The organism is Herbaspirillum huttiense (genome assembly GCF_004367745.1).
Lineage (GTDB): Bacteria > Pseudomonadota > Gammaproteobacteria > Burkholderiales > Burkholderiaceae_D > Herbaspirillum > Herbaspirillum huttiense.
This window is the reverse complement of sequence record NZ_CP037993.1, coordinates 5,449,099-5,474,446: the sequence shown is the minus strand read 5'-3', so window position 1 is coordinate 5,474,446 and position 25,348 is coordinate 5,449,099. Positions and strand designations below refer to the sequence as shown.

The following is a 25,348-nucleotide window of genomic DNA, read 5'->3' as shown; positions in this document are numbered from 1 at the left end:
CTCCGGAAAGAGGTGGATGGGTGTCAGGAGCCGCCATCATAGGATCGCTTTTGATTTCGAAAAACAGCATAATCGATCACAGTTTGTTTCTGAAATCGTTCAAATGAAAAAGGGGCCCCAATGGATCGCCTGATGGCCATGCAGGTTTTCGTGACGGTGGTGGATGGCGGCAGCCTGTCGGCGGCGGCCGAGCAGCTGGACTTGTCGCGGCCGGTGGTGTCGCGCTACGTGGCCGAGCTGGAAGACTGGGTCGGTGCGCGCCTGCTGCACCGGACCACGCGGCGGCTATCGCTCACCCCCGCCGGCAATGAATTGCTCCCGCGCTGCCGCCAGATGCTGGAGTATTCCGAGGACATGCGCCATGTTCTCGATACGCCCGATGAAACGCCGCGCGGGCTCCTGCGCATCACGACCAGTACCTCCTTTGCACAGACCCAGCTGATCCAGGCCGTGGTCGAGTATGGCCGCCGCTATCCGGGGGTGGCGGTGGACCTGCTGGCGCTGGACCGCACCGTGAACCTGGTGGAAGAACGCATCGACCTGGCCATCCGCATGACCAACCGGCTGGAACCCAATCTGATCGCGCGTCCGCTGGGGGTCTGCCACTCGGTGATCTGCGCCACGCCGGATTACCTAGCGCGCCATGGCATGCCGCGCAAGGTGGAAGACCTGGCCTTGCACAATTGCCTGACGCATTCCTATGTGGGGCGCAGCCTGTGGCAGTTCGATCCGAAAAAGAAAAAAGCCAGGGCGGGCAAGGGCGCTGCCGCCGCGAAGATGAAGACGCAGACGCAAAGCGTGGCGGTGGGCGGCACGATCAGCGCCAATGAGGTGACGGTGTTGCTGCAGGCGGTGCTGGCCGGCGTGGGCATCGGCCACATGCCGGCCTATACGGTGGCGCCGCTGGTCGCCAGCGGCCAGCTGGTGCAATTGCTGCCCGATTACGAGCCTTTGCAGCTGGGCATCTATGGCGTCTATGCCTCGCGCAAGCACATGCCGGCGACCTTGCGCACGATGCTCGATTTCCTGGCGCAGCGTTTTGCAGGCCTGCCCTTCTGATCAAGGGTGATCAGGGCGTGATGCTCAGCAGCTTGTGCACCAGTTCGGAGGAGGTGGAAGCGGCGAACTTGCGCATCAGGCGGGCGCGATGCATTTCCACAGTGCGCGGGCTCAGTTCGACCTGGCGGGCGATGAGCTTGCTGGTCTTGCCTTCCACCAGCAGTGCGGCGATCTCGCGTTCGCGCGGGGTCAGGCCGGGCGCGATGGGACGTTTTGCACTGACATCCTCAAAGGTCCAGATACCGGCCGCGTGCGGGTTGTCGCGGTTGAGCGCATGGCCGGTGACGTGGCACCAGAACATTTCATCGTTGGAGCGCTTCATGATGCGCTCGTCCGAATAAAAGCCCTTTTCGTTCAGGATCGGCACCAGGCGCAGGCCGGTGCGTTCGAATTCGTCGGCGGTGGGGTAGATCTCCTGGAAGGAAGTCTGGCGCAGCGCATCGACCTCATAGCCGAACATGTCGGCCATGGCCAGGTTGGCCTGCTGGATCACGCGATTGTGCGAGACGCACATGCCGATGGGCGCGTGCATGAAAACCTGTTCGAAATCGATGGGGAGTGGCTGGGTCATGAGTTGCTGCACTGGTTGGCTGGTCCCTCGCAACTGGCGGGACCGTCTGTCTGACGGTACCATGCTGCATTGCGCCAGGTATTTTTACCGTATTGTATGGCCTATTTCAGCTGCCCTATGATAATTGGCGCTATTTGGAGCCGAACGGGGCCCGGCGACGTCTGCCGACGTTGCGCAAGAGAAGCCCCTGCGCCCATCCCTGTTGAAGCCGGCATGTCCGCCGGCCCGCTTGCAACCCTGCTCGCAAGACAAGAGCCGAAAGGAGACTCGTGAACAAAGTGTATCCAGACGCGGCCACCGCGTTGAAAGACATCGTCAAGGACGGCCAGACCATTGCGGTCGGCGGCTTTGGCCTGTGTGGCATCCCCGAGGCGTTGATCGCCGCCCTGCGTGATTCGGGCGTGCAGAACCTGACCGCCATTTCCAACAACGCCGGCGTCGATGGTTTCGGCCTGGGTCAGTTGCTGACCACCCGCCAGATCAAGAAAATGATCGCCTCCTACGTGGGCGAGAACAAGGAGTTCGAGCGCCAGTACCTGGCCGGCGAACTGGAACTGGAGTTCACCCCGCAAGGGACCCTGGCCGAGAAGCTGCGCGCTGGTGGCGCCGGCATCCCCGCGTTCTTCACCAAGACCGGTGTGGGCACGCTGGTGGCCGAAGGCAAGGAAGTGCGCGAGTTCGACGGCGAGCGCTACGTGATGGAACGCTCGCTGGTGGCCGACGTGTCGCTGGTGAAGGCGCACAAGGCCGACAAGGCCGGCAACCTGGTCTTCAACAAGACCGCGCGCAACTTCAACCCCAACGTCGCCATGGCCGGCAAGGTCACCGTGGTGGAAGTGGAAGAACTGGTGGAAGTGGGCCAGCTCGACCCGGACCAGATCCACACCCCCGGCATCTTCGTGCATCGCATCGTGGTCAATGCCACGCCCGAGAAGCGCATCGAACAACGCACCGTGCGCGCATAAGGAGACACACAAAATGGCATGGACCAGAGATGAAATGGCTGCGCGCGCAGCCAAGGAACTGCAGGACGGCTTCTACGTGAACCTGGGTATCGGCTTGCCGACCCTGGTAGCCAACCACGTTCCGAACGATATCGAAGTGTGGCTGCAATCCGAGAACGGCTTGCTGGGCATCGGCCCCTTCCCCACCGAAGACCAGGTCGACCCCGACCTGATCAACGCTGGCAAGCAGACCGTGACGACCATTCCCGGTTCGTCCTTCTTCAGCTCGGCGGACTCCTTCGGCATGATTCGCGGCGGCAAGATCAACATCGCCATCCTGGGGGCGATGCAGGTCTCTGCCAAGGGCGACCTGGCCAACTGGATGATCCCCGGCAAGATGGTCAAGGGCATGGGCGGCGCGATGGACCTGGTGGCCGGCGTGGGCCGCGTGGTGGTGCTGATGGAGCACGTGGCCAAGGCCAAGGATGGCAGCACCTCGAAGAAGATCCTGAACGACTGCAACCTGCCGCTGACCGGCGTGGGCGTGGTCAACCGCATCATCACCGACCTGGGCGTGATCGACGTGACCCCGGGCGGCCTGAAGCTGATCGAACTGGCTTCCGGCGTGACCAAGGAAGAAGTGATCGAGAAGACCGAAGCGCCGCTGGATGTGAGCGAGGTCTGATCGTTTGAAAGACCGGAGACGGCAGTCACTGCCGTGTCGGATGAGCGAAGGGCACCATGGAAATGGTGCCCTTTTTTGTTTGAGCCGGGTCCGGCTTGTCTCACTCAACCCCGCTGACCCTCACCGCATTTCTCCCATCCCGCTTGGCCCGGTACAGGGCGGCATCGGCGGCATTGAGCACGTCCTCCACGCGGCGGTGGTGGCCGCGCTGCAGGGTGGCCACGCCCACGCTGATGGTGACCACGCGCAGGGGACTGGTGGCATGCACGATCAGCCGGCTGTAGACCGCATCGCACAGGCGCTGGGCCATCAGGAGCGCGCCCTGTTCCTCGGTCAGCTCCAGCAGCACCACGAATTCCTCGCCGCCGTAACGGCCGGCGCAGTCAGTATTGCGCGGCAGGTTTTCGTTGATGGCCTGCGCCACTTCGCGCAGCACCTCATCGCCCAGCTTGTGGCCATAGCTGTCGTTGTAGAGCTTGAAGTAATCCACATCGATGAACAGCACCGAGAAGGTCGAATTGAGATTGCGCCGGCAGCGCTCCCAGGTGGCCTGCAAGGCGTCGTCCAGTGCGCGCCTGTTGAGCAGGCCGGTCAGGCCGTCGGTGAGGGCCAGTTCTTCCAGCCGCCGTTCGATGCTCACGCGGCGGCGCAGCTCGTGGCGTACGTGCGAAAGCAGATAGGCCAGCAGCAGCGTGAAGATGAACAGCGAGAGGATCACCGCATAGAGCGTCTTGCGCCAGCTCTTGAAAATCGCCTCCTGCGAATAGCCGACAAAGACGATCAGCGGTGAGTCGGGAATGCGCCGGAAGGTATAGAGCCGTTCTACGCCATCACTGTTGGCGCGCGCGAAGAAACTGCCTTCCTCATGCTGGAGAGAACTCTTGATGCGCTGGAAATTGGCACTGCCACTGAGATCGCGGCCGATGACGTCGTCCCGGTACGGCACCCGCATGTAGGCCACGCCATCATCCGAATACAGCGAGATGACGCCATCGGCACCCAGTGACAGCCCCTCGAACAGATCGCGGAAATAGGCCAGGTCCAGCGCCATCACGACGACACCACCAAAGCTGCCATCGTCATTGAACAGCCGCTTGGACAGCACCACCACCTGCAGCTCATTGCCCAGGCTGGCCTGGATCGGCCGCGAGACATACAGGCCGACATTGTCCGCATCGCGGTGCGCGGTGAAATAGGCACGGTCGCCATAGTTGGGAGCGGGTTCGCCCGGGCGGCGGCGCGAACTGGCCAGCACCTCGCCCTTGGGGCCGATCACGGCCATCACCGCGATATGGCTGACGCTGGCGGCGCTGCCGAACAGATAGGCATAGCGCTGCGCCTCTTCCAGCCGGCGTGCGCCCAACGGATGCTGGTAGCGGTAGGCCAGCGTATCCAGCGACAGCGATAGCACCTCCAGGTTGCGCGAAATGGCGCGCTGGGAGATCAGCGTCACGTTGCCGGCGTTGGCCACCGCCGAAAGACGAGTCTGGCGATAGCTTTGATAAAGCGTACTGGCGCACATGGCCAGCACCATCAGCATGGCGATACCCAATACCACGACCAGGTATTTCTTCAACTGCTTGATTTTTGTTCCCCCACAGATCCCCAGGCGCAATTAACGCATAAAGCAAAAAGCGCTTCCATCTTGATCGCCGGCAACGTGATTGTCTTGCAACAAAAGATGAACCGCCGTGCAGCCCCGCCGGTCTGATCGCAGAACGCGCTGCCCGCTTCGTGTTCAAATGCGAGCGTCGTCAACCGAATCTGTGCAGCACCGGAGGCTCCCTGAACATCAAGAACACCATCAAGCGCGACCTCGTCATCCTGTGGGCCTTCATCGCCCTGATCGCTCTCATTCTCGCCTTCCTGCTGCTGCAGCTGAGCCGCCAGGGCGCGTCTTCGCAGATCAGCCAGGCCACCGGCCAAGCCGCCGTCAGCTGCGCCACCATGAGCGCGGGCCTGGCCCATGCGCTCTCTTCCGGCAGCGGCGCGTCCCGCACTGCGGCCGATGGCGACGGCCTGCCCGGCAGCTCCATCATGCAGGCGGTGATTGACTTGTCCCTGCGCGATCAGGCCGGCGTGGAGGGCGGTTTCTGGCATCCCCAGCGCGACGTTGTGGCCTATGCCTTCCCGACCTATGACGGCAGCGGTATCAAACGTGATCCGCCGGGTGCGGAAATGGAACGCATCGTCTCGACTGCGCAGCGCGCCCTCGATGGCGGCACGACCGTCACCGACGTGCGGCCCGGCCTGCGCGAGGCGGTGGTGTTCGCCGCTTGCCCGGTGCCGCTGGGCAAGGTGGCGCTGGCGGCGTGGACCCTCAAGCGCGTGCCGGTGATGAGCGCCAGCGTGCTCAATCAGTTGCTGGTGGCCAGCGCCTTGCTGCTGGCCTTCGTCATCATCAGCGGGGTGTGGCTGGGGGCCACGCTCACGCGCTGGCGCAGCCAGTCCGAACGCCTGGCCAGCCAGCTGGCCCACGCCGAACGGCTGGCCACGCTGGGCCGGGTGGCGGCCGGCATGGCCCATGAAATCCGCAATCCCATCGGGGCCATGCGCATGAAAGCCGAGAATGCCCTGGCCGCCCCCGCCCAGGTGCGCGAGACGCGCGTGACCGGCGCGCTCGAAATGGTGGTCAGCCAGACCGAGCGGCTCGATACGCTGGTGGCCAGCCTGCTGGCACTGGCGCAACCGTTCCAGGTGCAGCGCCAGGCCGTCGATCTGGCCAGCTGGATTGAGGCCCGCTGCCAGGCCCACGCCGAACTGGCCGAGCGCCAGCAGGTGCGCTTGGCCTCGGCCATCGATGCCGCCAGCTTTGGCGGCAGTCTTGTCACCAGCGCACTGGACCCGGTGCAGATGGCGCGCGCGGTGGACAACCTGCTGCTCAACGCCCTGGCGCATTGCACCGCAGGCGGCCACATCGCATTGGGTGCGCGCTTGCGCGAGGACGGGCGACTGCTGCTGTGGGTGGCCGATGATGGTCCGGGCGTGCCGGCGGAATTGCGTGATAGTCTGTTCGACCCCTTCGTCAGCCAGCGTACTGGCGGCACCGGCCTGGGCCTGGTGCTGGTGCGCGAGATCGTGCATGCGCATGGCGGCGTCATCCACCTGGCCGCGAGCGAACGCGGTGCCCGTTTTGAAATGGAGTTGCCATGGCGCGCATCCTGATCGTCGATGACGATGCTGCCTTTCGCGGCAGCCTGGCCGAGACCGTCGGCGACCTCGGCCACGAAGTCCTTGAAGCCGGCAGTACGGCTGCCGGCCTGACCCTGCTGGCCGCGCATGCGGTCGATGCCGCCATCGTCGATCTGCGCATGCCCGAGGAAGACGGCCTGGTCTTCCTGCAGCGCGCGCCGGCCATCGCCGCCATCCCCTGCATCATGCTGACCGCCTACGCCAGCGGCGACAACACCATCGAAGCCATCCGCCTGGGGGCCTTCGATCACCTGACCAAGCCGGTGCCGCGCGCGGCCCTGGTGGAAACGCTGGAGCGCGCACTGCGCCAGAGCCCGGCCGCAACCGAAGACGCCAGCGTCACGCAGAGCGCAACCGGTGACGAGCGCAATGCCCTGGTCGGCGACAGCGAAGCCATGCGCCAGGTCTTCAAGCAGATCGGGCGCGCTGCCACCAGCGACGCCACCGTGCTGATCCTGGGCGAGACCGGCACCGGCAAGGAGCTGGTGGCGCGTGCCCTGCATCGCAATGGCTTGCGCGCCGCACGTCCCTTCGTGGCCATCAATTGCGCGGCCATTCCGGCGGAGCTGATCGAGAGCGAACTGTTCGGCCACGTCAAGGGCGCGTTCAGCGGGGCCACCGCCGCGCGTCTGGGACGTTTCCAGGAGGCCCATGGCGGGACCCTGTTCCTGGATGAGATCGGCGACATGGCCCTGCCGACCCAGGCCAAGATCCTGCGTGTCCTGCAGGAACGCGAACTGACGCCGGTCGGCGGCCAGCAGGCGGTCAAGGTGGACGTGCGGGTGATCGCCGCCACGCACCGCGACCTGCCGCAGGAAATCAGCGAGGGACGTTTCCGCGAAGATCTGTGGTATCGCCTGCAGGTCTTGCCGATCAAGGTGCCGCCGCTGCGCGAGCGTCCCGGCGATATCCTCGCCATTGCCGAACACTTCCTGCGCCAGCAGGGCGGCGATGCCCCCAAGCGCATCAGTCCTGCCGCCGCGCGTCGCCTGTTGCAGCACGCCTGGCCGGGCAATGTGCGCGAGTTGCGCAATACCATGGAACGCGCGGCGGTGATGAGCCATGGTGCCTGCATCGAACCGGAAGACATCGCCCTGGCCGACCGCAGCGTCACGGAAAATGCCAGCGACGTCGCCATCGATTGGGACGGTGAGCTGGCCGTGGCCATAGCGCAGGTCGAACGCGTGATGCTGCAGCGCGCGCTGGCAGCGGCCAACGGCAATCGTGCCGAAGCCGCCCGCCGGCTGGGCATTTCGCGGCAGCAGTTGTATCGCAAGCTGGAAGAGCAGGGCGGCGCAGTCGCTTAGGTCCGGTGCAGGCGCTGCTCCAGCAGCAGGCCCGCCAGTGCGCAGGTGCCAGCGAACAGGCCGATGCCAGCCATCCATCCCTGTGCCAGAATGCCCGCGCCCGCCGCGCTGCCCAATGAAAAGCCGAGATACATGGTCGAGGTGTTGAGCGACAAGGCCACCGGTGCCTGCGCCGCTGCGCCTGAGGCGATGAGCCGTGCCATCTGCGCCGGGAAGAAGGCCCATACCGCAAAGCCCCAAACCACCACCGCTACCAGCACCGGGATCAGTGCCGCCCGGGGCGACAGCATCGTGGCCGCACTCAAGCTCCAGAAGGCCAGCATCAGCAGCAGCAGCGACAGCCTGACCACGCGCGGCGAGCCGAAGCGATCATTGAGATGGCCGCCCACGGTCACGCCTGCGGCGGCCGCAGCGCCCCACAGGCTGACCGTCAGGCCGATGCCGCGATCAGCGAAGGCCAGGGTGTGCGCCAGATACGGTGCCACATAGGGATAGGCCGCATACGCGCCGACCGACCAGAACAGCGTCACCCCGAGCAGACGCCGGATCAGCGGCTGCCCGACCACGGCCAGCCGCTCGCGCAGCCCGGCCACCCGCATCTGCCCGCCGGCATCGCGCCCGACCCCCAGCCAAATGCCGGCCACCGCCACCGCGCCCATCACGGCCACGGCCCCGAACGTGGCGCGCCAGCCAAAGGCATGTCCGACTACCGACCCCAGTGGCAGTCCCAGCGCGATGGCGATGGTCATGCCGCCGCTGACGATGGCCAGCGCCCGTCCGCGCTGTTCGGGTTTGACGATGGCCCCGGCCAGGGCACTGGCATTGGGTGTGTAGAGCCCGGCGGCCACGGCCATCAGCAGGCGCGATGCCAGCAGACCGCCAAAGCCGCTGGAGAGGGCCGCCACCAGATTGGCCGCCGTGAAGACGCCCATTGCACCCATCAGCACGCGGCGGCGGTTGATGTGCGCCGACAGGACGGTGGCGATGGGTGAACTGATCGCCAGCACCAGCGTGAAGACGATCACCAGGCTGGCCACGGTCGACACGCTCATGCCGAAATCGGCCGCCATGCGCGGCAGCAGCGGCGCGATCATGAAGCCTTCGGTGCCGATGGCGAAGGTGCCCAGGGCCAGGAAGCCCGCCGTGAGCAGCGAGCCCGACGGCGAAGGCGATGCAGAGGGGGCGGGAGCCGGCGCAGGCTCCAGGGGAGTGGATGTCATGCTGTCCTCGACGATGGCTACGGTGCGGTGCGCTGCATGACAGCACACCGCAAGACGATCAGACCGGAATCGGATTGGCGATCAGCGCCGCATTGAAGCCGTTGACCAGCGCGTGTTCATTGGCACCTGGGTTGTCGCGCAGCGGCTTGACGGACTCGACGATGATCTCTTCCTCATCGCCGGCCAGCTTGGCCATGGTCTCGGCAATGAAGGCCTCCAGCGGCATGGCGCGCGGGTCGCCGCTCTTCTTGACCAGGTCGGTATCAACCCAGGGCGGGGCGATCTCCTGCACCCGCACCGAGGTGTCGCGCAGCATGAAGCGCTGCGACATCGCATACGAATGCAGCGCCGCCTTGCTGGCCGAATAGACGGCGGTCACCGCCAGCGGTACATAGGCCAGCACCGAGGTGTTGTGGATGATGGTGGCGCGCGGCTGGGCCTTGAGCAGGTCGATCAGGGCCGACGTCAGGCGGATCGGGCCGAGCAGGTTGGTGTCGAGGATGCTGCGGCTGACCTGGTCGTCGATGGCGCCGCCGGCATCGTCGAAGGGCATGATGCCGGCATTGTTGATCAGCACGTTCAGCGTGGGGAAGCGCGCCTTGAGCGTGGCGGCGGCGGCCTCGATGCTGGCCAGGCTGGAGACGTCGAACTCGATGGCCTGCATGCCGGGATTGGCGGCGGTCACTTCATCGAGCAGGGCCTTGCGGCGGCCGCCGATGATGACCTGGTTGCCCAGCCGGTAGAAGGCTTCGGCCAGTGCGCGGCCAATGCCGGAGGTGCCACCGGTGATGAAGAGGGTGTTGTCGGTGAGTTTCATGATTTTCCTTCACTAGGTCAGTAGAGTGAGGCCGCACACACCCGCCCGCAGGGGCCGTGGCGGCAAGCTTCATATCAGGGCAAAAAAGACAGGAACCGGGGGCCTTGCGGGCTGCTCAATGGAGATCGCTACCGGCATAGCGCGGTGCCGGGGTATTGGCAGAGAGCTGGGTTGCCATCTGCTGGCGCGCGCTGTCGAAACGGGTCCAGGCCGTTTCGTCATGCAGCGAGGGGATGGTGACCAGCTCGCCGCGCTGGAAGCCGACCAGCGCCGCATCCACCATCTGCTCGGCCGACATCACGATGGCCGGGTCCAGGTGTTCCACCGGCAGGCCGCCGATGGCCCAGAACTCGGTGGCGGTGGCACCCGGCAGCACGGCCTGGACCTGCACGCCCTGGTTAGCCAGTTCATGATGCAGTGATTGCGAGAAGGCCAGCACGAAGGCCTTGCTGCCGCCATAGACGCCATTGAGCACTTCCGGCGCCACGGCCACGATGGAGGAGATGTTGATCACGGCGCCCCGGCCACGGGCCACGAAACCGGGCACGGCGGCATAGGTCAGGCGGGTCGGCGCGGTGACGTTGAGCGCGATCATGTCGGTCATGTGCTCGACCTTGCTTTGCAGCAGCGGCGTGTGGGTACCGATGCCGGCGTTGTTGACCAGCAGGGTGATGCTGGCATCGCTGCGCAGTTTTTCTTCCACCTGAGCCAGCGATGCAGCCTGGCCAAGATCGGCTTCCAGCACTTCGACGTTACGGGCGGTTTCGGTGGTGATGCGCGCGGCCAGGGTATTGAGGCGGTCGCGGTTGCGGGCCACCAGGATCAGGTCGTAGCCGAGGCGGGCCAGACGGTCGGCGTAGAGGGCACCGATGCCGGATGAGGCGCCGGTGACGAGGGCGGTACCACGACGGGCTTGGGTGTGCGGCTGGTTCATGCTGTTCTCCTTCGATGTGGGTTGTCGATGGAGTGCATCTTAGGTCGCTTGCGGACTTCCTGAATGACGTATATGGTAGTGTTTTGAGACATCATTACGGAGTCCGGACATGCACCACATCGGCTACCTGCTCACCGAAGGCTTCCAGGTCATGGGCCTGGCCACCCAGTCGGTCTTTGAATATGCCAACAAGGTCGTGGGCCACGACTTCTACCGCATGCACAACTATTCGGTCGCGGGTGGCGAGATCACGTCATCCCTGGGCATGCGCGTGAGCACCACCAGGGCGGCTGCCACGGCCACCATCGATACCTGGGTGGTGTGCGGGGTGGGCAATCCGCTTGAGTCGCCGGCGAGCCAGGAGGAGCGCGCCTTCCTGCAACGGGCGGCAAAGAAGGCCAGGCGCATCGCCGGCATCTGTACCGGCGGTTTCGTACTGGCTGAGTCGGGGCTGCTGGCACGCCGCCGCGCCACCACGCACTGGGCGTTTGCTGCGGCGATGCGTGCGCGCTTTCCCGACATCCAGATCGAAGACGATCGCATCTACATCGTCGATGGCCCTCTGTGGACCTCGGCCGGCATGACTGCCGGGCTGGACCTGGCGCTGGCCATGGTCGGCAAGGACCTGGGCGAGGAAGTGGCGCGCAGCGTGGCGCACAAGCTGGTAATGCACCAGCATCGCGCCGGTGGCCAGTCGCAGCATTCGGAAATGCTGGCGCTGGCCCCCAAGACGGATCGCATCCAGGATGCGCTGAACTATGCGCGCCGCCATCTCAAGCGCGCGCTGACGGTGGAGGAACTGGCCGAGCAGGCCAACCTGAGTGCGCGCCAGTTCACCCGCGTGTTCACGGCCGAGACCGGGCAATCCCCGGCCAAGGCCATCGAGGGCCTGCGGCTGGAAGCGGCGCGGCTGATGATCGAGCAAAGCCGCCATCCGCTGGAGGTGGTGGCGCGCGAGACCGGTTTCCGGGATCGCCGCCACATGCGTGAAGTCTTTCTGCGCGGCTTTGGGGTGGCACCGCAATCGATGCGGCGCGAAGTGCGCGCTTGATATGTGCTGATGTGCGTTAGTGCGCCGCGCTGGCCGAGAACAGGTTGATCACCATCACGCCCGCAACAATGAGCGCGATGCCGGCCACGGCCGGCCAGTCCAGCCGCTGCTGATGGATCAGCCAGGCGGCCAGCGTGATGAGCACCAGCCCCACGCCCGACCAGATCGCGTAAGCCACGCTGGTCGGCATGGTGCGCAAGGTCTGCGACAGGCAATAGAAGGACACTCCATAGCCCAGCACCACGATGATGCCCGGCAACAGGCGCGTGAATCCCTGTGAGGATTTGAGGGCGGTGGTGGCAATCACCTCGGCCACGATGGCCACCGCCAGGGTCAGGTAAGCGGACATGCTGGATTCTCCTGTGGATAAATCAATTCGACGCACTCGGTGAGTTCAGTGCGTTCAGTGCGTTCAGTGCGCGCGGTTCAATGCACCGCCGTCTCTACGGTGGCGGGTGCGGCGTGTTCCTGCGCCGGTTCGGCCTGCATGCGGGCCAGGTGATCGCGCTGGAAGATGCCCATGCGGATCACGTCACGGTACTGGCCGTTCATGAAGAATTCCTCCTTCAGCACACCCTCCTGCCGGAAGCCGGCCTTGGCGTAGACATGCACCGCCTTCTCGTTCTCGCGGTCGACGATCAGGTAGATCTTGTGCAGGTTCAGCACTGAAAAGCCATAGTCCAGCGCCAGCCGCGTGGCTTGCACCGCAAGCCCGCGCCCCTGGCAGGCGGGCGCGATGATGATCTGGAATTCGGCACTGCGGTGGACGGTGTTGATTTCCACCAGTTCCACCAGGCCGCTGCTGTCGCCATCGGCATCGACGATGAAGCGGCGCTCGTTCTGCTCATGGATGTGGGACTCGAACAGGGCCGAGAGTTCGGCGAAGGTTTCATACGGTTCTTCGAACCAGTAGCGCATCACCGTGGCATTGTTGTTCAGGTGATGGACGAAGCGCAGGTCTTCGCGCTCCAGCGGGCGCAAACGCACGGTCCGGGTTAGGTCATGTGATTTCTGCATGGCATCTCCTTGTGGGAAAACCAGTATGATCCACCGTCAGGGCAGATCGACAAAGATAATATCTATCGATAATTCAGATGGAGTGCCACATGCAATGGAATCTCGATCAACTGCGCCAGTTCGTCGCTGCAGCCGAACAGGGCTCCATCAGCGCCGCCGCACGCCATCTGGGCCGGGCCCAATCAGCCGTCAGTACGGCCATCGCGCTGCTGGAAGTCGATCTCGGCGTCACGCTCTTTGACCGCTCGGCCCACAAGGCCGGACTCACCGAGGTCGGCGCGGCCATGCTGCAGGAAGCGCGCGAGGTGCTGCGCCAGGCCGATGCGCTGGAAGAACGGGCCCGGTCCTTTTCGCTGGGCGATCAAGCCAGCCTGACCATGGTGCTGGATGAGGCCTTGCCCTATGCCGCCCTGCGCGTGCTGCTGCGGGAATTGTCGACGCGCGCGCCGGCGCTGGAACTGACCTTGCTCGATGGCACCCCGGCCGAAGTGGTGGCAGCCGTGCAGCAGCGCCGCGCCGACATCGGCTTTCACTTCGACCGGGGACGCGTGGCCAGCGGCTTTGACCAGCGCCACATCGGCTCGGTGGCGCAAGGCATCTTCGTCTCGCCGCGCCATCCCCTGGCCGCGCGCGAACGCCTGCGCAAGACCGACCTGGCGCAATACCGGCAATTGATCCTGCAGGCCGATGGCGTCGAAGAACCGGTCTACAGCCCCAAGCTGTGGCGCTCCGACAATCACTACAGCATCGCCGAGATGGTGGCCGACAACCTGGGCTGGGCCATCCTGCCGGTCAACGTCGCCGAATATTTCGATCATGCCAAGGCACTGGTGCCGCTGCGCTGTCCGGCGCTGGCCTTGCCGCTGCTGTCGGTACAGATGCTGTGGCTGCCAGGCCGCCCGCTGGGGAGTACCGCGCAGTGGATAGGCGAGCGCTTCGGCCAGTTGTTGAGCAGCCAGGGACAGGCGGTGCTGGGCGAAGACATGTGACGGCGGCGCGGACAGTGTCCGGCAGCGGACGCCAAGGTGTCACGGGAACGGACACATGTGCCTACGGAGAAATACGCAAGTCATTGATTTAAAAGGGATTCGTGGCAGGCACGGGGTTTGCAAAAGAGGGTGTACCCCTCTCACCTCAAAGGAGTTGTCATGAACCGTTCCACCTTCCTCCCCCGTTCGCTGGCCGCGCTCTCGGCCCTGGCCCTGTTGGGTTCGATGATGGCGGCGCAAGCCCAGGCCTTGCCGCCTGCTCCGCCTCCGCCGGGTGCCGCGCCGGTCGCCGGTCCGATGGCACCCCGGGTCCCGCCCGCCACCTATGACGCCGCCATGACCGCCCAGGCTCCCATCACCGAAGGCCGCGTGAGCCGCTTCCTGATCAATCCCTACGGCGAAGTCGATGGCCTGATGGTGGGCGAGCGCACCGTGATCAAGTTCCCGCCGCACCTGTCGCAGACGCTGCAGAACGCGGTCAAGCCGGGCCAGTCGGTGCGCATCTTCGGCCAGGCTGAAGCGGCCGGCGTGATCAAGGCCGATGCCATCGTCAATCTGGCCAACGGCCAGACCGTGATCGACCGCCCGCCCGCCTTCGATGCCAACCCGCCGCTGCCTCCCCATCTGCGCGCTGCGCAACTGCGCCAGCTCTCGGTGCGCGGCAAGATCGCCATGGTGCTGACCGGCCCGCGTGGCGAAGCCAATGGCGTCATCCTGGATGACGGCAGCATCGTGCGCTTCGCCCCCGACAGTCTGCGCACGCCGCTGGAACCTGGCGCGCCGTTTGCTGCCAATGGCTTGGGGACCCGCAACAGTTTCGGTACCGCCATCGAGGCCATTGATGTCGGGGCCAGCGCGGATTCCCTGCAACCGCTGTACAGCCGCGTCCGATAAAGGGTTGCGGCAGGGCAGGCCGCCGGTCTGCCCGATTCTCCGCGTGTCATTTCATCCACCTGATAAAGAATAAGAACCATGTCGCCAAAAATCCTTCCCATTGTTTTCCTGATCATCTCCAACGTCTTCATGACCTTCGCCTGGTACGGCCACCTCAAGTTCGAGAACCGACCGCTGTACCTGGTGATCCTGGTCAGCTGGGGCATCGCCCTGGCCGAATACTGCTTCGCGGTGCCCGCCAACCGCATCGGCCACTCGGTCTACAACGCCGCCGAACTGAAGACCATGCAGGAGGTCATCACGCTGGTGGTGTTCTCGATCTTCTCGGTGCTGTACCTGGGTGAGCAGTTCACCATCAATCACCTGGTCGGCTTCGGCTGCATCTGCCTGGGTGCCTTCTTCATCTTCAAGGGGCCCATCGGATGAATACCAAAGCGGGCTCGATCGCCTGGCTCTCCAGGCTGAACTTCTTCCTGGCCGATGTGCGCGACGGGCTCGGTCCTTTCCTCGGTGTGTTCCTGATGGGTCATGGCTGGGCCGCGGACGACATCGGCTACGTCATGACGCTGGGCGGCATTGCCGGCATGCTGGCCACCACGCCCGCCGGGGCGCTGACCGATGCGGTACGCGCCAAGCGGCTGGTGGTCGGCATCGGCTCGGTGCTGGTGGTGGCGGGCTCGCTGTTGTTGCTGGTCTCGCCCAGCTTCACGATCACGGCGGTGTCGCAGGTCGGCACCGGCATCGTCGGGGCCATCATCGGACCGGCCATTGCCGGCCTGACGCTGGGCATCGTCGGCCAGCAGGGTCTGCCTTCGCAGCTCGGAAAGAATGAGGCCTGGAACCACGGCGGCAATGTCTTCTCGGCGGCGCTGGCCGGTGCACTCGGCTACTTCTGGGGCTTGCCGGCGGTGTTCGTGCTGATGGCGGTGATGGCGGTGGCGTCGCTGGTGTGCCTCTCGCGCATCCGTCCCGAGGACATCGACCACGATGTCGCCCGTGGCCTCGACCCCGAACGTGCCGCTGACCAGCCGCAGGTGTCCACCTGGCGCGTGCTGGCCGGGTCGCGCCCGCTGATGCTGCTGGCGCTGGCGATGATGCTGTTCCACCTGGGCAATGCGGCCATGCTGCCTTTGCTGAGCCAGTCGGTGGTCTCGCGCGGCCATGCCGATCCGGCGCTCTACACGGCGCTGACCGTGATCGTGGCGCAATTGGTGATGATTCCCACGGCGCTCTTTGCGGGCCGCTTCGCCGACCGCAAGGGCTACTGGCTGCTCATTACCGTGGCACTGCTGGCGTTGCCGGTGCGCGGCCTGGTGGCCGGGGTCTGGGATTCGGCCTGGGCGCTGTTGCCGGTGCAGATGCTCGATGGCGTCGGTGCGGGTCTGCTGGGCGTGGCCCTGCCGGGTTCGGTGGCGCGCATCCTGCAGGGTAGCGGCCACATCAACATCGGCTTGGGTGCGGTCACGACCATCCAGTCCATCGGTGCAGCCATGAGCCCGGCATTGGCCGGCGTGGTGGCCAAGCATTACGGTTATGGCGCGGCCTTTGCGGCCCTGACCGGGATCGCCTTGCTGGCACTGGTGGTGTGGGGTGTGCTGGCCGAGCGGCGCGATCATGCGCCGGGTGGCCGGCCGGTGGCGGTGGCGAAGTAATCGTCTTATTCGTCTTCTACGCGGCGCAGGTCGCGGAATTGCGCCGGTGTCCAGGGCCGCAGGGCCACGATCAGCGCCGTGCCATGACGCCGCTCCAGCGGCAGCGACAGATCCTGCTGATGCGCGCTGAGGAAGTCGGAGGACAGCCGGTTCATGGCGCGTTGTACGGCGGCATTGCTTTCCTCGGAGAGCGTGCCGCTGACCATGATCATCTTCTCGCCCCGCTTGTCGAAATGGGAGTTGAAGAAATCATTGCGCAACTGCGCGCGGAAATACTGCTGGATCGGCCCGCCCGGCAGCCACGTGAAGTCCGGCGCGACGCGCACGCGAATGCGGTTGTTGGGCAGCAGGTCGAGGATGCCCAGCTTGTCCAGCCGCGCCAGCAGGCGGATGCATTCGGCCTTGCTCATGGCGAAGCTGGCGAGGATGTCTTCCAGCGTCCACTGGTGCAGGGCATGCACGGCCACCAGCAGCAGCTTGGGATCGGCCACCAGTTTCTTTTCCTGTTCTTCGGTCAGGCGCGAGGGCACCGGCTGCTCGGCTACCACCATGCGCGCCAGGTCGCTGATCTGGATGCCCAGCAGCGTGCAGACCTGATCCAGCCGCTCCAATGTGAAGCTGCGCTCGGCGAAGATGCGCTTGACGCTGGCCTCGCTCAGGCCCAGTCCCTTGGCCAGTTGCGCATAGGTGATGCCACGCGCCTTGAGCAGATTCTTCAATGCATTGACCAGCGATTCGGCCTGGGCCATGTCCTTCCTCCTTGTGATGCGCGTGGCGCGCGATGTTTGGCCGGTATTGTATTTCGATACCGGATGCGGCAGGAATTGCGCTTTCTGATGAGGTGATCCACGTTCTGCAGCGGCATTGCTACAGTGCGTCCCGCTGACCCGCCAAGGCGGACCGGCAAGCCGACATTCACACATCCCTCATCAGTCAAAGAACAAGGAGTCCATCATGAACAGCCCGCTGCTGCATCGCCTCACGCTTTCCTGCGTCTTGATCGCCGCCCTCCTGAGCGCCCCCGTACATGCCCAGTCGCGCAACAGCGATGCGTCCACCGTGTCGGTGGTGGTCTCGGTGATGCTGCCTGCCGCCTTCATTTCCGAAGGCGGACGCTACGTGGTCAAGGGCGTGGAGGCCTCCGCCGATGGCACGGTCTATGTGCTGGAGAAAGTGGGCGAGGGCATCCGTGGTTCGGTCACGGTTGGTGCCAACGTCAGCGGCGCAGCTTCGGTGGGCGTCGGTGAATCGGTAACATTCGTGACCCCTGCTTCCGGCACGCTGCTGGTGGCCTCCGGCAAGGTGCTGGCGATCATTCCCAATGCGCTGGGCCGGGCGCTGCTCAAGAGCGAGAAGCTGTCCTGAGCGGCACAAGGGGAGATTGCCATGGCTTCGTTTCAACTTCGTATCAAATGCCTGCTTGCCGGTCTGGTCCTGGTCATCGCTGCACCGCTGGCGGCGCATGCCGGCCAGTCCTGCGAACCGGCCATCCCTGATGCCACTGCCGTGCAAGCCCAGCTGGACATGGCCGTGCGCACCGTCGAGCGGCTCAATGCCAGCGCGGCCGACGTCGTCATCATCGGCCGTGTCGGGCAGGACCTGAGCAAGTACCGGCAACGCTATTCGCACCTGGCGTTTGCCTATCGCGATGGCCAGCAGTGGGTTGTGGTCCACAAGCTCAACGAATGCGGAACGGCCGTAAGCAATCTCTATGAACAGGGGCTGGGGCAGTTCTTCATGGATTCTCCCTTCCTGCTGGAGGCCTATGTGGCCGTGCCGCAGCCGGAGGTGCAACAGCGCTTGCGTGCGATCCTCGTGCGCCCGCAGGTCACGCGCCTGCATGAAGCGCAGTACAACATGCTGGCTTATCCCTGGGCGACGCGCTACCAGCAGTCCAACCAGTGGGTCAACGAAATGCTCGCCATGGCGCTGGAGCCGCAGATCACCACGCGCGAGCAGGCGCAGGCCTGGCTGAAGTTCAAGGGCTACGTACCGGATACCCTGAACCTGGGACCGCTGACGCGCCTGGGCGGACGCATGTTCAAGGCCAACATCGCTTTTGACGATCATCCCAACGCCTTGCGCTTCAGCGATAGAATCAAGACCACTACGGCGGATTCGCTGCTGGCTTTCCTGCAGAAAGCCGGTCTCGAAGCCAGCCATTTCGTGATCCAGTAATTTCCTGATGCCGGCGTTGGCCGGAACGACCCATGCGCCCGAATCATTGCCTGGCATTCGCCCTTGTCATTGCTGTTGCTCCCTTGTCCGCACTGGGGGCGGGAGATGTCGCGGCGGGCCGCGCCGCCTTCGCCAAATGCGCCAGCTGTCATGCGGTAGGCCCCTCGGCGCGTGCCGGTTTTGGTCCGCAGCTGACCAACGTGATCGGGCGCAAGGCTGGTTCCACCACCGATTTCAAGTATTCCCCGGCGATGGCCTCGGCCGGCTTCATCTGGACCGAAGACAAATTGCGCGCCTTCCTCAAGGCGCCCAGCGATGTCGTCCCCGGCAACAAGATGCGCTTCTGGGGCATCGGCAGTGACAAGCAGATCGACGACATCCTGGCCTATCTGCGAACTTTCCAGCAATAAGCGCGGTCTAGGCGGCAGACGCATCAGCGTCTGCATCAGGGCCTGTTCCCGTTCACTCTTGCCGATTGAATGGGAACAGGCCCTGGCCATAACGACAACAAGAGCGCCGCGCCATGTCCGAGCTGTTCGTCATCACCACCTATTTCAATCCGGTCGGCTACGCCAGCCGGCGGCGCAATTACGGCCTGTTCATGCAGGGCATGCGGGAGGCCGGCGTCCCCTGCCTGACCGTGGAATGTGCCTTCGGCGATGCCCCCTTCGACCTGCCGCCCAGCCTGGACGTGATCCAGATCCGCTCTGAAACCCTGCTGTGGCAAAAGGAAAGACTGCTCAATCTCGGCGCATCCTGGCTACCTGCAAGCTGCCGCTTCGTCGCCTGGATCGATTGCGACATCCTGTTCGACAATCCGCGCTGGCCGGCCGATCTGGTACAGGCACTGCAACGGCATCGGGTGGTGCAGGTGTTCGAGACCTGCACACGGCTGGATCGTCACGGTCAGGCCGGGGCCACGCCGGACCTCTGCCATTCCTTCGCCAGCGTGATGGCCAGGGATCCCGCCACGCTCGATGCCGGACGCTACGACCTGCACGGCCACACCGGTTATGGCTGGGCCATGCATCGCGAGATCTTCGACCGTGTCGGCCTCTACGAATGTGCGATCTCCGGCAGTGCCGATCACTTCATGGCGCATGCCATCTTCAACGACTGCAACTTCTGCATCCGCAATGCGCTCAAGCATGAGCCGCGCCAGCTGTCACATCTGCGCGCATGGAGCGCGCGTTTCCACGCAGAGGTGCGCGGCAGCCTGGGCGTGGTACCCGGCCACATCCGCCACCTGTGGCATGGCGATGCCGTCAATCGCCGCTATTTCCTGCGCATGCACGACATCACCGACCTCGGCTACGACCCCTGGAATGACCTCGCCATCCATCCCGGCCAGCCGCTGGAATGGGCCGCGACGATGGACAAGCCGGGCCTGCGCGATTATTTCGCGCGTTACTTTGCCAGCCGTCACGAAGACGGCGAGGAGCTGGCCGCATGAGCATTCCTCCCTTGACCGACGCCCAGCGTGCCGAATTGCGCGCAGCCCTGCCGCTTCTCGAACAGGCTGACAGCGCACTCAGTCCGCGTCTGAAGAAGATCCGGCGCGATATCGAGATCGCCGATCGCCAGCGCCGCCGCTATCGCATCCGGCTGGTGGAAAAACAATTGCTGCCCGCCATCTCGCGCTCCACGCTGGCGCGCCTGCAGCGGGAAGTGCCCGATTTCGTCGATGAACTCATCCTCGACAGCTTCGCCCGCCATCAGCGCCGCTGCATGTGGTTCGGCTGGATGGCGTGGCTGGCCGGTCCCGCCTATCGCGAGGCGCTGGCCCTGATGCGTGTGCGCCTGACCCGCCACATCGACCGCCAGCGCCATGGGCAGCTTGCCGCCTTGCGCGCCGAGCTGGATCGCCTGGATCAGGAGCGGCGCGCATTGCTGAGCGCGTCCCGTGCGCTGGTGGCGCTGGTGCAGCTGATCCGGCAATCGCTGCACAGCGGCAGCGGCCTGGAGGAAGCGCGCTGGCTCCAGCTGCGCGCGTTGCTGGCACAACTGCGGGCGGTACAGCCGGTGACACGACGCCGCGCGCAGCGCCGCGATGACGAAGACAATGCCGCCCTGTTCAGCTTCACCACGTCCAGCCAGGGCGTGAGCCTGTTCCGCGACGTCAGTGAGCGCAATTCCGATCCGGATGCCTTCCAGGGCCAGTTCGATGGCGGCGGTGCCAGCGGAGATTGGGATAACGGCCGCGATGGCAGCGGCGACACCAGTGGCCCCGAAGGCCGCAGCGAAGCATCAGGCAGCCGCAGTCAGCGCGATGCCACCGATCTGGCACCGGTAGCAGCGGCGGCCGGTGCCGTGGCCATCGCCACCGATGACAGCCTGGGTCTGTTTTCCTGAGCGATCGTCAAGGCTGTGGCGGCAAGCCCATGCGCCGGCGTGCCAGGTGGATGGAGCCATTGCGCATGGCCCAGCGGATCGGCTGCGCGGCCAGCAATACCGAGCGCCGCAGCAGTTCGCGCCGTAGCGGTCCGCGTGGCGTCACGCCCAGCATCTCCTGTGCCCACGGCGGCAGCAGATCCACCCCACCGCGCATCATCAGCCGTGTCCACGGTTGCGCTACCGCATTGGGAGCAGGCGCATTCAAGACCAGTTGCAAGGTGGCGCGGGTGCGATCGTCGCAGCGCAATTGCGGGCGCATGCGTTCGATGTAATCGGCGATGGCCGCCCTTGAGCGCGGGACCTCGCGTGCGCCAAGCGCTTCCGCCACGCAGGCAATCTCATCGAGATACTGATCCTGGCGCGCCGCCGGAAAATCCGGCCGGCGATACCGCAGGTACCCCTGCAGGAAGCAATGCACCTCGGCCACGTGGACCCAGGTGAGCAGGTCCGGATCGCTGGCCGCATAAGGTCGGCCGTCGGGTGCCACGCCGGTGACGCCAAGATGAATCTGTTTGACGCGGGCGATCAGCCGCTCGGCGTCCGCCCGGCTGCCGAAGGTGGTACCGGCCACGAACTGGGCGGTGCGGCGCAGGCGGCCCAGCATGTCGGCCTGGAAGTTGGAGTGGTCCCAGACGCCTGCCAGCGGCAGGGGATGCAGCATCTGCAGCAGCAGTGCCGCGACGCCGCCGGTGAGCATGGCGGTGAAATCGCTATGGACCTGCCATGCCGCCGAGTCCGGTCCGAACAGGCCGGGGTCGCCCGGGGGCTGCAGGAAATCGGCACTGCCGGGGCCGCGGCTGATGGCGAGGACATTGGCTTCGATGCGCTGGCGCAGGAATTCCATGATGCAGAAAAAGCGGAAGGGAAGGGCAGTGTGCCATAGCGACAGTATTCCTGCCGGGGCCGTCATGTGGACATTTTTCCGGTTCAGTTTGCAGCCCGCGAGAAGCGTTTCGCTGACATTTCTGTCAGAAAGCGATTTGTCGCAACGCCCTCTGCACGCGGCTTGCGAGGCCGTTACAATAGCCACGCCGCACGGCCCCAAAAGAACAACATCGGGGCCGCAGGACAGGGAACAGGACGGCGCAATTCAGGGAACGCGGTTGGGGCACCGGGGAAGCACGCCACGCCGCGCAAGACGAAATACAGCATCGCGGGAGAGGACGGCAGGCATCGCACGGGATGCCGGCTGCGGGCATGGGTGAGCCACAGCGCGCCTGGTCCGGCCTGCCCGTTTCACAGGGATAGCAGTTCATGAACATGGTCGCGCTGGCCTTGCGCCGCCCGTACACCTTCATCGTGATGGCCTTGCTCATCGTGCTGGCCACGCCGTTGACGCTGAAGAACATGGCCACCGACATCTTCCCCGAGATCAATATTCCGGTGGTCTCCGTCATCTGGAACTACAACGGCCTGTCGGCCCAGGAGATGGGCCAGCGCATCGCTGCCCAGAACGAGCGCGGGCTGACCACGGTGGTGAGCGACATCGAACACATCGAGTCGCAATCCCTGGCCGGGGTAGCCGTGATCAAGGTGTTCTTCCAGCCCAAGGCCAACATCCAGACCGCCATCGCCCAGGTGGTGGCCTCGGTGCAGTCGCAGTTGCGCCAGCTGCCGCCGGGCATCACGCCGCCGCTGGTGATCAAGTATTCGGCTTCCAGCATCCCGGTGATGCAGCTGGCGCTGTCCTCGCCCACGCTGCCCGAGCAAACCGTCTTCGATACCGCCGTGCAGACGCTGCGCCCGCAGCTCATCACCATCCCCGGCGTGGCCGTACCGTTTCCCTATGGCGGCAAGACGCGCCTGATCTCGGTCGACCTCGACACGCCTGCGCTGCAGTCGCGCGGCCTCTCGCCCATCGACGTGGTCAACGCCATCAACACCCAGAACCTGATCCTGCCCTCCGGTACGGCCAAGTTCGGGGGCACCGAATATTCGGTCAAGCTCAACGGCTCGCCGGAAGCGGTGGCCGGCTTGAACGAACTGCCGGTGCGCACCGCCAACGGGGCCACGATCTACCTCAAGGACGTGGCCAACGTGCGCGACGGCTTCTCGCCCCAGACCAACGTGGTGCGCCAGGATGGCGCGCGCGGCGTGCTGCTGTCCATCCTCAAGAATGGCGGGGCCTCCACCCTGGACATCGTCGACAACCTGCGCAAGCTGCTGCCGACCGCCGCCCAGACCCTGCCGGAAGACATCAAGATCACGCCGCTGTTCGACCAGTCGCTGTTCGTCAAGGCGGCGGTGACCGGCGTCATCAGCGAGGCGCTCATCGCCGCCGGGCTGACGGCCGCCATGGTGCTGCTGTTCCTGGGCAACTGGCGCAGTACGCTCATCATCGGGCTGACCATTCCGCTGTCCATCATGGCGGCCATCCTGATGCTGGCCGCGCTGGGCGAGACGCTCAACCTCATGACCCTGGGCGGCCTGGCGCTGTCGGTGGGCATCCTGGTGGACCAGGCCATCGTCACCATCGAGAACATCGAGCGCCACCTGCACCTGGGCAAACCGCTGCATGACGCCATCATCGTCGGGGCCGGCGAGATCGGCGTGCCGGCCTTCGTGGCGACCCTGTGCATCTGCATCGTGTTCGTGCCGATGTTCTTCCTCTCGGGTGTGGCGCGTTTCCTGTTCGTGCCGCTGGCCGAAGCGGTGGTGTTCGCCATGGCCGCTTCCTACCTGCTCTCGCGCACCCTGGTGCCGACTTTGGTGATGTTGCTCATGGGCGGTCACGGCCAGGTCGACAGCGCCAAGCAGAGCCTGCTGCAGCGGCTCTATCGCGCCTTCGACAACCGCTTCGAGCGCGTGCGCCATGGCTATACGCTGGTACTGTCTTCGCTGCTGGCGCACCGGCGCCGTTTTGCGCTGGGCTTTTTGGGGTTCTGCCTGCTGTCCTGCCTGCTCTATCCCTTCCTCGGGCGCGACTTCTTCCCCAACGTGGACGGCGGCCAGATCCGCCTGCACATGCGCATGCCGACCGGTACCCGCATCGAGGAAACGGCGCGCGCGGCCGATGAAGTCGAGCGCGTCATCCGCTCACTGATTCCGGCCTCGGAACTGGAGACCATCCTCGACAACCTGGGCGTGCCCAACTCCGGCATCAACCTCTCCTACAGCAACGCCGGCACCATCGGCACGCTCGATGGCGAGATCCTGATGGCCTTGAAGGAAGGCCACCGTCCCACCGAGGAACTGGTATCGCAGCTGCGCGAGCAGTTGCCGCGTCGCTTCCCGGGCATCGAATTCTTTTTCCAGCCGGCCGACATCGTCACCCAGATCCTCAACTTCGGCCTGCCAGCCGCCATCGACGTGCAGTTCACCGGCCCCAACATGGAAGCCAACGCGCGCCTGGCCGCCGAACTGACCAAGCAGATCCGCCAGATTCCGGGCGCGGTCGATGCCCACGTGCACCAGCGCCTCGATGGCCCCTCGCTGGACCTGCGCATGGATCGCACGCGCCTGCAGCAGTTCGGCCTGTCGGCGGCCAACGTCGGACAGAACCTGCTGATTGCCTTGTCCGGCAGCTCGCAGACACAGCCGGCCTTCTGGCTCAATCCCAACAATGGCGTGGTCTACAGCATCGCGGTGCAGTCGCCGCAATACCAGGTCGATTCGCTCGATGCCCTGCTCAACATCCCGGTCGGTGCCGGTGCCAATGCCGCCACGCCGCCGCAGCTGCTGGGCAACCTGGTCGACGTGCATGCCGGACGCCAGATGGCGGTGGCCTCGCGCTACAACATCTCGCCGGCCATCGACGTCTATGTGAGCGTGCAGGGCACCGACCTGGCCAGTGTGGCGGGCAAGGTTGCCAAGCTGGTGGAGGAGATCAAGCCCAAGCTGGCGCGCGGCAGCCAGGTGGTCATCCGTGGCCAGGTGGAGACCATGCAGTCCTCCTTCATCGGCCTGGGCGTGGGTCTGGCCATGGCCATCGTGCTGGTCTACCTGCTGGTGGTGGTGAACTTCCAGTCGTGGATCGATGCGGCCATCATCATCGCCGCCTTGCCGGCCGCACTGGCGGGGATTGCGTGGATGCTCTTCCTCACCGGCACCACGCTGTCGGTGCCGGCCTTGACCGGTGCCATCATGACCATGGGGGTAGCCACCGCCAACAGTATCCTCATCGTCGCCTTTGCCCGGCAGCGCCGCGAGGAAGGCGCGACCCCGCTGGCCTCCGCCCTGGAAGCGGGCTCCACCCGTATCCGTCCGGTGCTCATGACCGCGCTGGCGATGATCATCGGCATGATCCCCATGGCTCTGGGCCTGGGCGAGGGCGCCGAGCAGAACGCGCCGCTGGGGCGCGCCGTGATCGGGGGCCTGCTGCTGGCCACCGTATCGACCTTGTTCTTCGTACCGGTGGTATTCGCCGGTGTGCATCAGCGGCTGGCCCGCCGCGCCGAAAGGCGACGCCATCTGGCGGGCGGACCCGCGCATCAGGAGTCTTGAA

At 65.1% G+C, this 25,348-nt stretch carries 25 protein-coding genes; 16 read left to right on the top strand and 9 right to left on the bottom strand.

Annotated features, from left to right (window positions below):
• Positions 1-120: 120 nt before the first annotated feature.
• Entirely contained in the window at positions 121-1,059 is a 939-nt protein-coding gene (locus E2K99_RS24435; RefSeq protein ID WP_039783005.1) for a LysR family transcriptional regulator, read from the top strand.
• A 10-nt stretch (positions 1,060-1,069) separates the two neighbouring features.
• Here E2K99_RS24435 and E2K99_RS24430 read toward each other — a convergent pair whose 3' ends face one another.
• Positions 1,070-1,630 carry a PAS and helix-turn-helix domain-containing protein gene (locus E2K99_RS24430; protein ID WP_034340603.1) on the bottom strand — a complete coding sequence of 187 codons (561 nt, stop codon included), beginning with the start codon at positions 1,628-1,630 and terminating at the stop codon, positions 1,070-1,072.
• Between the two features lie 269 nt (positions 1,631-1,899).
• Here E2K99_RS24430 and E2K99_RS24425 point away from each other — a divergent pair, with 269 nt between their 5' ends.
• Positions 1,900-2,595 (top strand): CoA transferase subunit A, encoded by a 696-nt coding sequence (locus E2K99_RS24425; RefSeq protein WP_013236556.1) that lies wholly within the window; start codon positions 1,900-1,902, stop codon positions 2,593-2,595.
• Between the two features lie 13 nt (positions 2,596-2,608).
• Positions 2,609-3,259 carry a 3-oxoacid CoA-transferase subunit B gene (locus E2K99_RS24420; RefSeq protein WP_034340601.1) on the top strand — a complete coding sequence of 217 codons (651 nt, stop codon included), beginning with the start codon at positions 2,609-2,611 and terminating at the stop codon, positions 3,257-3,259.
• 100 nt (positions 3,260-3,359) lie between these two features.
• Here E2K99_RS24420 and E2K99_RS24415 read toward each other — a convergent pair whose 3' ends face one another.
• Positions 3,360-4,874 carry a sensor domain-containing diguanylate cyclase gene (locus E2K99_RS24415; RefSeq protein WP_134223883.1) on the bottom strand — a complete coding sequence of 505 codons (1,515 nt, stop codon included), beginning with the start codon at positions 4,872-4,874 and terminating at the stop codon, positions 3,360-3,362.
• A gap of 119 nt (positions 4,875-4,993) precedes the next feature.
• Between E2K99_RS24415 and E2K99_RS24410 the strand changes: the two genes are divergently transcribed.
• Together E2K99_RS24410 and E2K99_RS24405 are read left to right on the top strand one after the other, a co-directional pair.
• Positions 4,994-6,424, top strand: coding sequence for a sensor histidine kinase (locus E2K99_RS24410; RefSeq protein WP_240733814.1), 1,431 nt, complete (start codon positions 4,994-4,996; stop codon positions 6,422-6,424).
• Complete coding sequence (locus tag E2K99_RS24405) at positions 6,409-7,758, top strand: sigma-54-dependent transcriptional regulator (protein ID WP_121041207.1); 1,350 nt, start codon at positions 6,409-6,411, stop codon at positions 7,756-7,758. Before E2K99_RS24410 ends, E2K99_RS24405 begins: the two co-directional genes overlap by 16 nt.
• On the opposite strand, the gene E2K99_RS24400 is transcribed toward E2K99_RS24405, so the two are convergent.
• From E2K99_RS24400 to E2K99_RS24390, 3 genes are all read right to left on the bottom strand, one after another.
• Positions 7,755-8,978 (bottom strand): MFS transporter, encoded by a 1,224-nt coding sequence (locus E2K99_RS24400; RefSeq protein WP_134223882.1) that lies wholly within the window; start codon positions 8,976-8,978, stop codon positions 7,755-7,757. The two genes, E2K99_RS24405 and E2K99_RS24400, sit on opposite strands and share 4 nt — an antisense overlap.
• A gap of 58 nt (positions 8,979-9,036) precedes the next feature.
• A complete protein-coding gene (locus tag E2K99_RS24395) occupies positions 9,037-9,795 on the bottom strand; it encodes an SDR family oxidoreductase (RefSeq protein WP_134223881.1) in 759 nt (252 codons plus the stop codon).
• Positions 9,796-9,910: 115 nt separating this feature from the next.
• Entirely contained in the window at positions 9,911-10,729 is an 819-nt protein-coding gene (locus tag E2K99_RS24390; RefSeq protein WP_134223880.1) for an SDR family NAD(P)-dependent oxidoreductase, read from the bottom strand.
• Between the two features lie 109 nt (positions 10,730-10,838).
• On the opposite strand from E2K99_RS24390, the gene E2K99_RS24385 reads away from it, so the two are divergent.
• On the top strand, positions 10,839-11,780 hold the full coding sequence (locus E2K99_RS24385; protein WP_039783025.1) for a GlxA family transcriptional regulator: 942 nt from the start codon (positions 10,839-10,841) through the stop codon (positions 11,778-11,780).
• 16 nt (positions 11,781-11,796) lie between these two features.
• On the opposite strand, the gene E2K99_RS24380 is transcribed toward E2K99_RS24385, so the two are convergent.
• Together E2K99_RS24380 and speG are read right to left on the bottom strand one after the other, a co-directional pair.
• Positions 11,797-12,129 carry a DMT family transporter gene (locus tag E2K99_RS24380; protein ID WP_034335425.1) on the bottom strand — a complete coding sequence of 111 codons (333 nt, stop codon included), beginning with the start codon at positions 12,127-12,129 and terminating at the stop codon, positions 11,797-11,799.
• Between the two features lie 77 nt (positions 12,130-12,206).
• Positions 12,207-12,797 (bottom strand): spermidine N1-acetyltransferase, encoded by a 591-nt coding sequence (speG, locus tag E2K99_RS24375; RefSeq protein ID WP_134223879.1) that lies wholly within the window; start codon positions 12,795-12,797, stop codon positions 12,207-12,209.
• Positions 12,798-12,886: 89 nt separating this feature from the next.
• On the opposite strand from speG, the gene E2K99_RS24370 reads away from it, so the two are divergent.
• The 4 genes from E2K99_RS24370 (at position 12,887) to E2K99_RS24355 (ending at position 16,332) form a co-directional block, all read left to right on the top strand.
• The gene (locus tag E2K99_RS24370) at positions 12,887-13,786 is read left to right on the top strand and encodes a LysR family transcriptional regulator (protein ID WP_134223878.1); all 900 of its coding nucleotides are present in this window, start codon (positions 12,887-12,889) and stop codon (positions 13,784-13,786) included.
• Positions 13,787-13,945: 159 nt separating this feature from the next.
• Positions 13,946-14,680, top strand: a complete 735-nt coding sequence (locus tag E2K99_RS24365) for a hypothetical protein (RefSeq protein WP_134223877.1) — start codon at positions 13,946-13,948, stop codon at positions 14,678-14,680.
• A 78-nt stretch (positions 14,681-14,758) separates the two neighbouring features.
• Positions 14,759-15,106 (top strand): DMT family protein, encoded by a 348-nt coding sequence (locus tag E2K99_RS24360; RefSeq protein WP_034335429.1) that lies wholly within the window; start codon positions 14,759-14,761, stop codon positions 15,104-15,106.
• Positions 15,103-16,332, top strand: coding sequence for an MFS transporter (locus E2K99_RS24355; RefSeq protein ID WP_134223876.1), 1,230 nt, complete (start codon positions 15,103-15,105; stop codon positions 16,330-16,332). The genes E2K99_RS24360 and E2K99_RS24355 overlap by 4 nt, the downstream gene beginning before the upstream one ends.
• 5 nt (positions 16,333-16,337) lie before the next feature.
• Here E2K99_RS24355 and E2K99_RS24350 read toward each other — a convergent pair whose 3' ends face one another.
• Positions 16,338-17,081 carry a helix-turn-helix domain-containing protein gene (locus tag E2K99_RS24350; protein ID WP_134223875.1) on the bottom strand — a complete coding sequence of 248 codons (744 nt, stop codon included), beginning with the start codon at positions 17,079-17,081 and terminating at the stop codon, positions 16,338-16,340.
• A gap of 205 nt (positions 17,082-17,286) precedes the next feature.
• Between E2K99_RS24350 and E2K99_RS24345 the strand changes: the two genes are divergently transcribed.
• From E2K99_RS24345 to E2K99_RS24325, 5 genes are all read left to right on the top strand, one after another.
• Entirely contained in the window at positions 17,287-17,697 is a 411-nt protein-coding gene (locus E2K99_RS24345) for a hypothetical protein (protein WP_134223874.1), read from the top strand.
• A gap of 21 nt (positions 17,698-17,718) precedes the next feature.
• Positions 17,719-18,510 carry a DUF2145 domain-containing protein gene (locus E2K99_RS24340; RefSeq protein WP_134223873.1) on the top strand — a complete coding sequence of 264 codons (792 nt, stop codon included), beginning with the start codon at positions 17,719-17,721 and terminating at the stop codon, positions 18,508-18,510.
• Positions 18,511-18,542: 32 nt separating this feature from the next.
• Positions 18,543-18,920, top strand: coding sequence for a c-type cytochrome (locus tag E2K99_RS24335; RefSeq protein ID WP_205703729.1), 378 nt, complete (start codon positions 18,543-18,545; stop codon positions 18,918-18,920).
• A gap of 113 nt (positions 18,921-19,033) precedes the next feature.
• Entirely contained in the window at positions 19,034-19,963 is a 930-nt protein-coding gene (locus tag E2K99_RS24330; protein WP_134223872.1) for a glycosyltransferase family protein, read from the top strand.
• Positions 19,960-20,862, top strand: coding sequence for a hypothetical protein (locus E2K99_RS24325; RefSeq protein WP_134223871.1), 903 nt, complete (start codon positions 19,960-19,962; stop codon positions 20,860-20,862). Before E2K99_RS24330 ends, E2K99_RS24325 begins: the two co-directional genes overlap by 4 nt.
• Positions 20,863-20,869: 7 nt before the next feature.
• On the opposite strand, the gene E2K99_RS24320 is transcribed toward E2K99_RS24325, so the two are convergent.
• The gene (locus E2K99_RS24320) at positions 20,870-21,748 is read right to left on the bottom strand and encodes an oxygenase MpaB family protein (protein WP_134224232.1); all 879 of its coding nucleotides are present in this window, start codon (positions 21,746-21,748) and stop codon (positions 20,870-20,872) included.
• Positions 21,749-22,158: 410 nt separating this feature from the next.
• Between E2K99_RS24320 and E2K99_RS24315 the strand changes: the two genes are divergently transcribed.
• Positions 22,159-25,347: an efflux RND transporter permease subunit gene (locus tag E2K99_RS24315; RefSeq protein WP_134223870.1), complete on the top strand. Its 3,189-nt coding sequence runs from the start codon at positions 22,159-22,161 to the stop codon at positions 25,345-25,347.
• The last annotated feature ends 1 nt before the right edge of the window (position 25,348 follow it).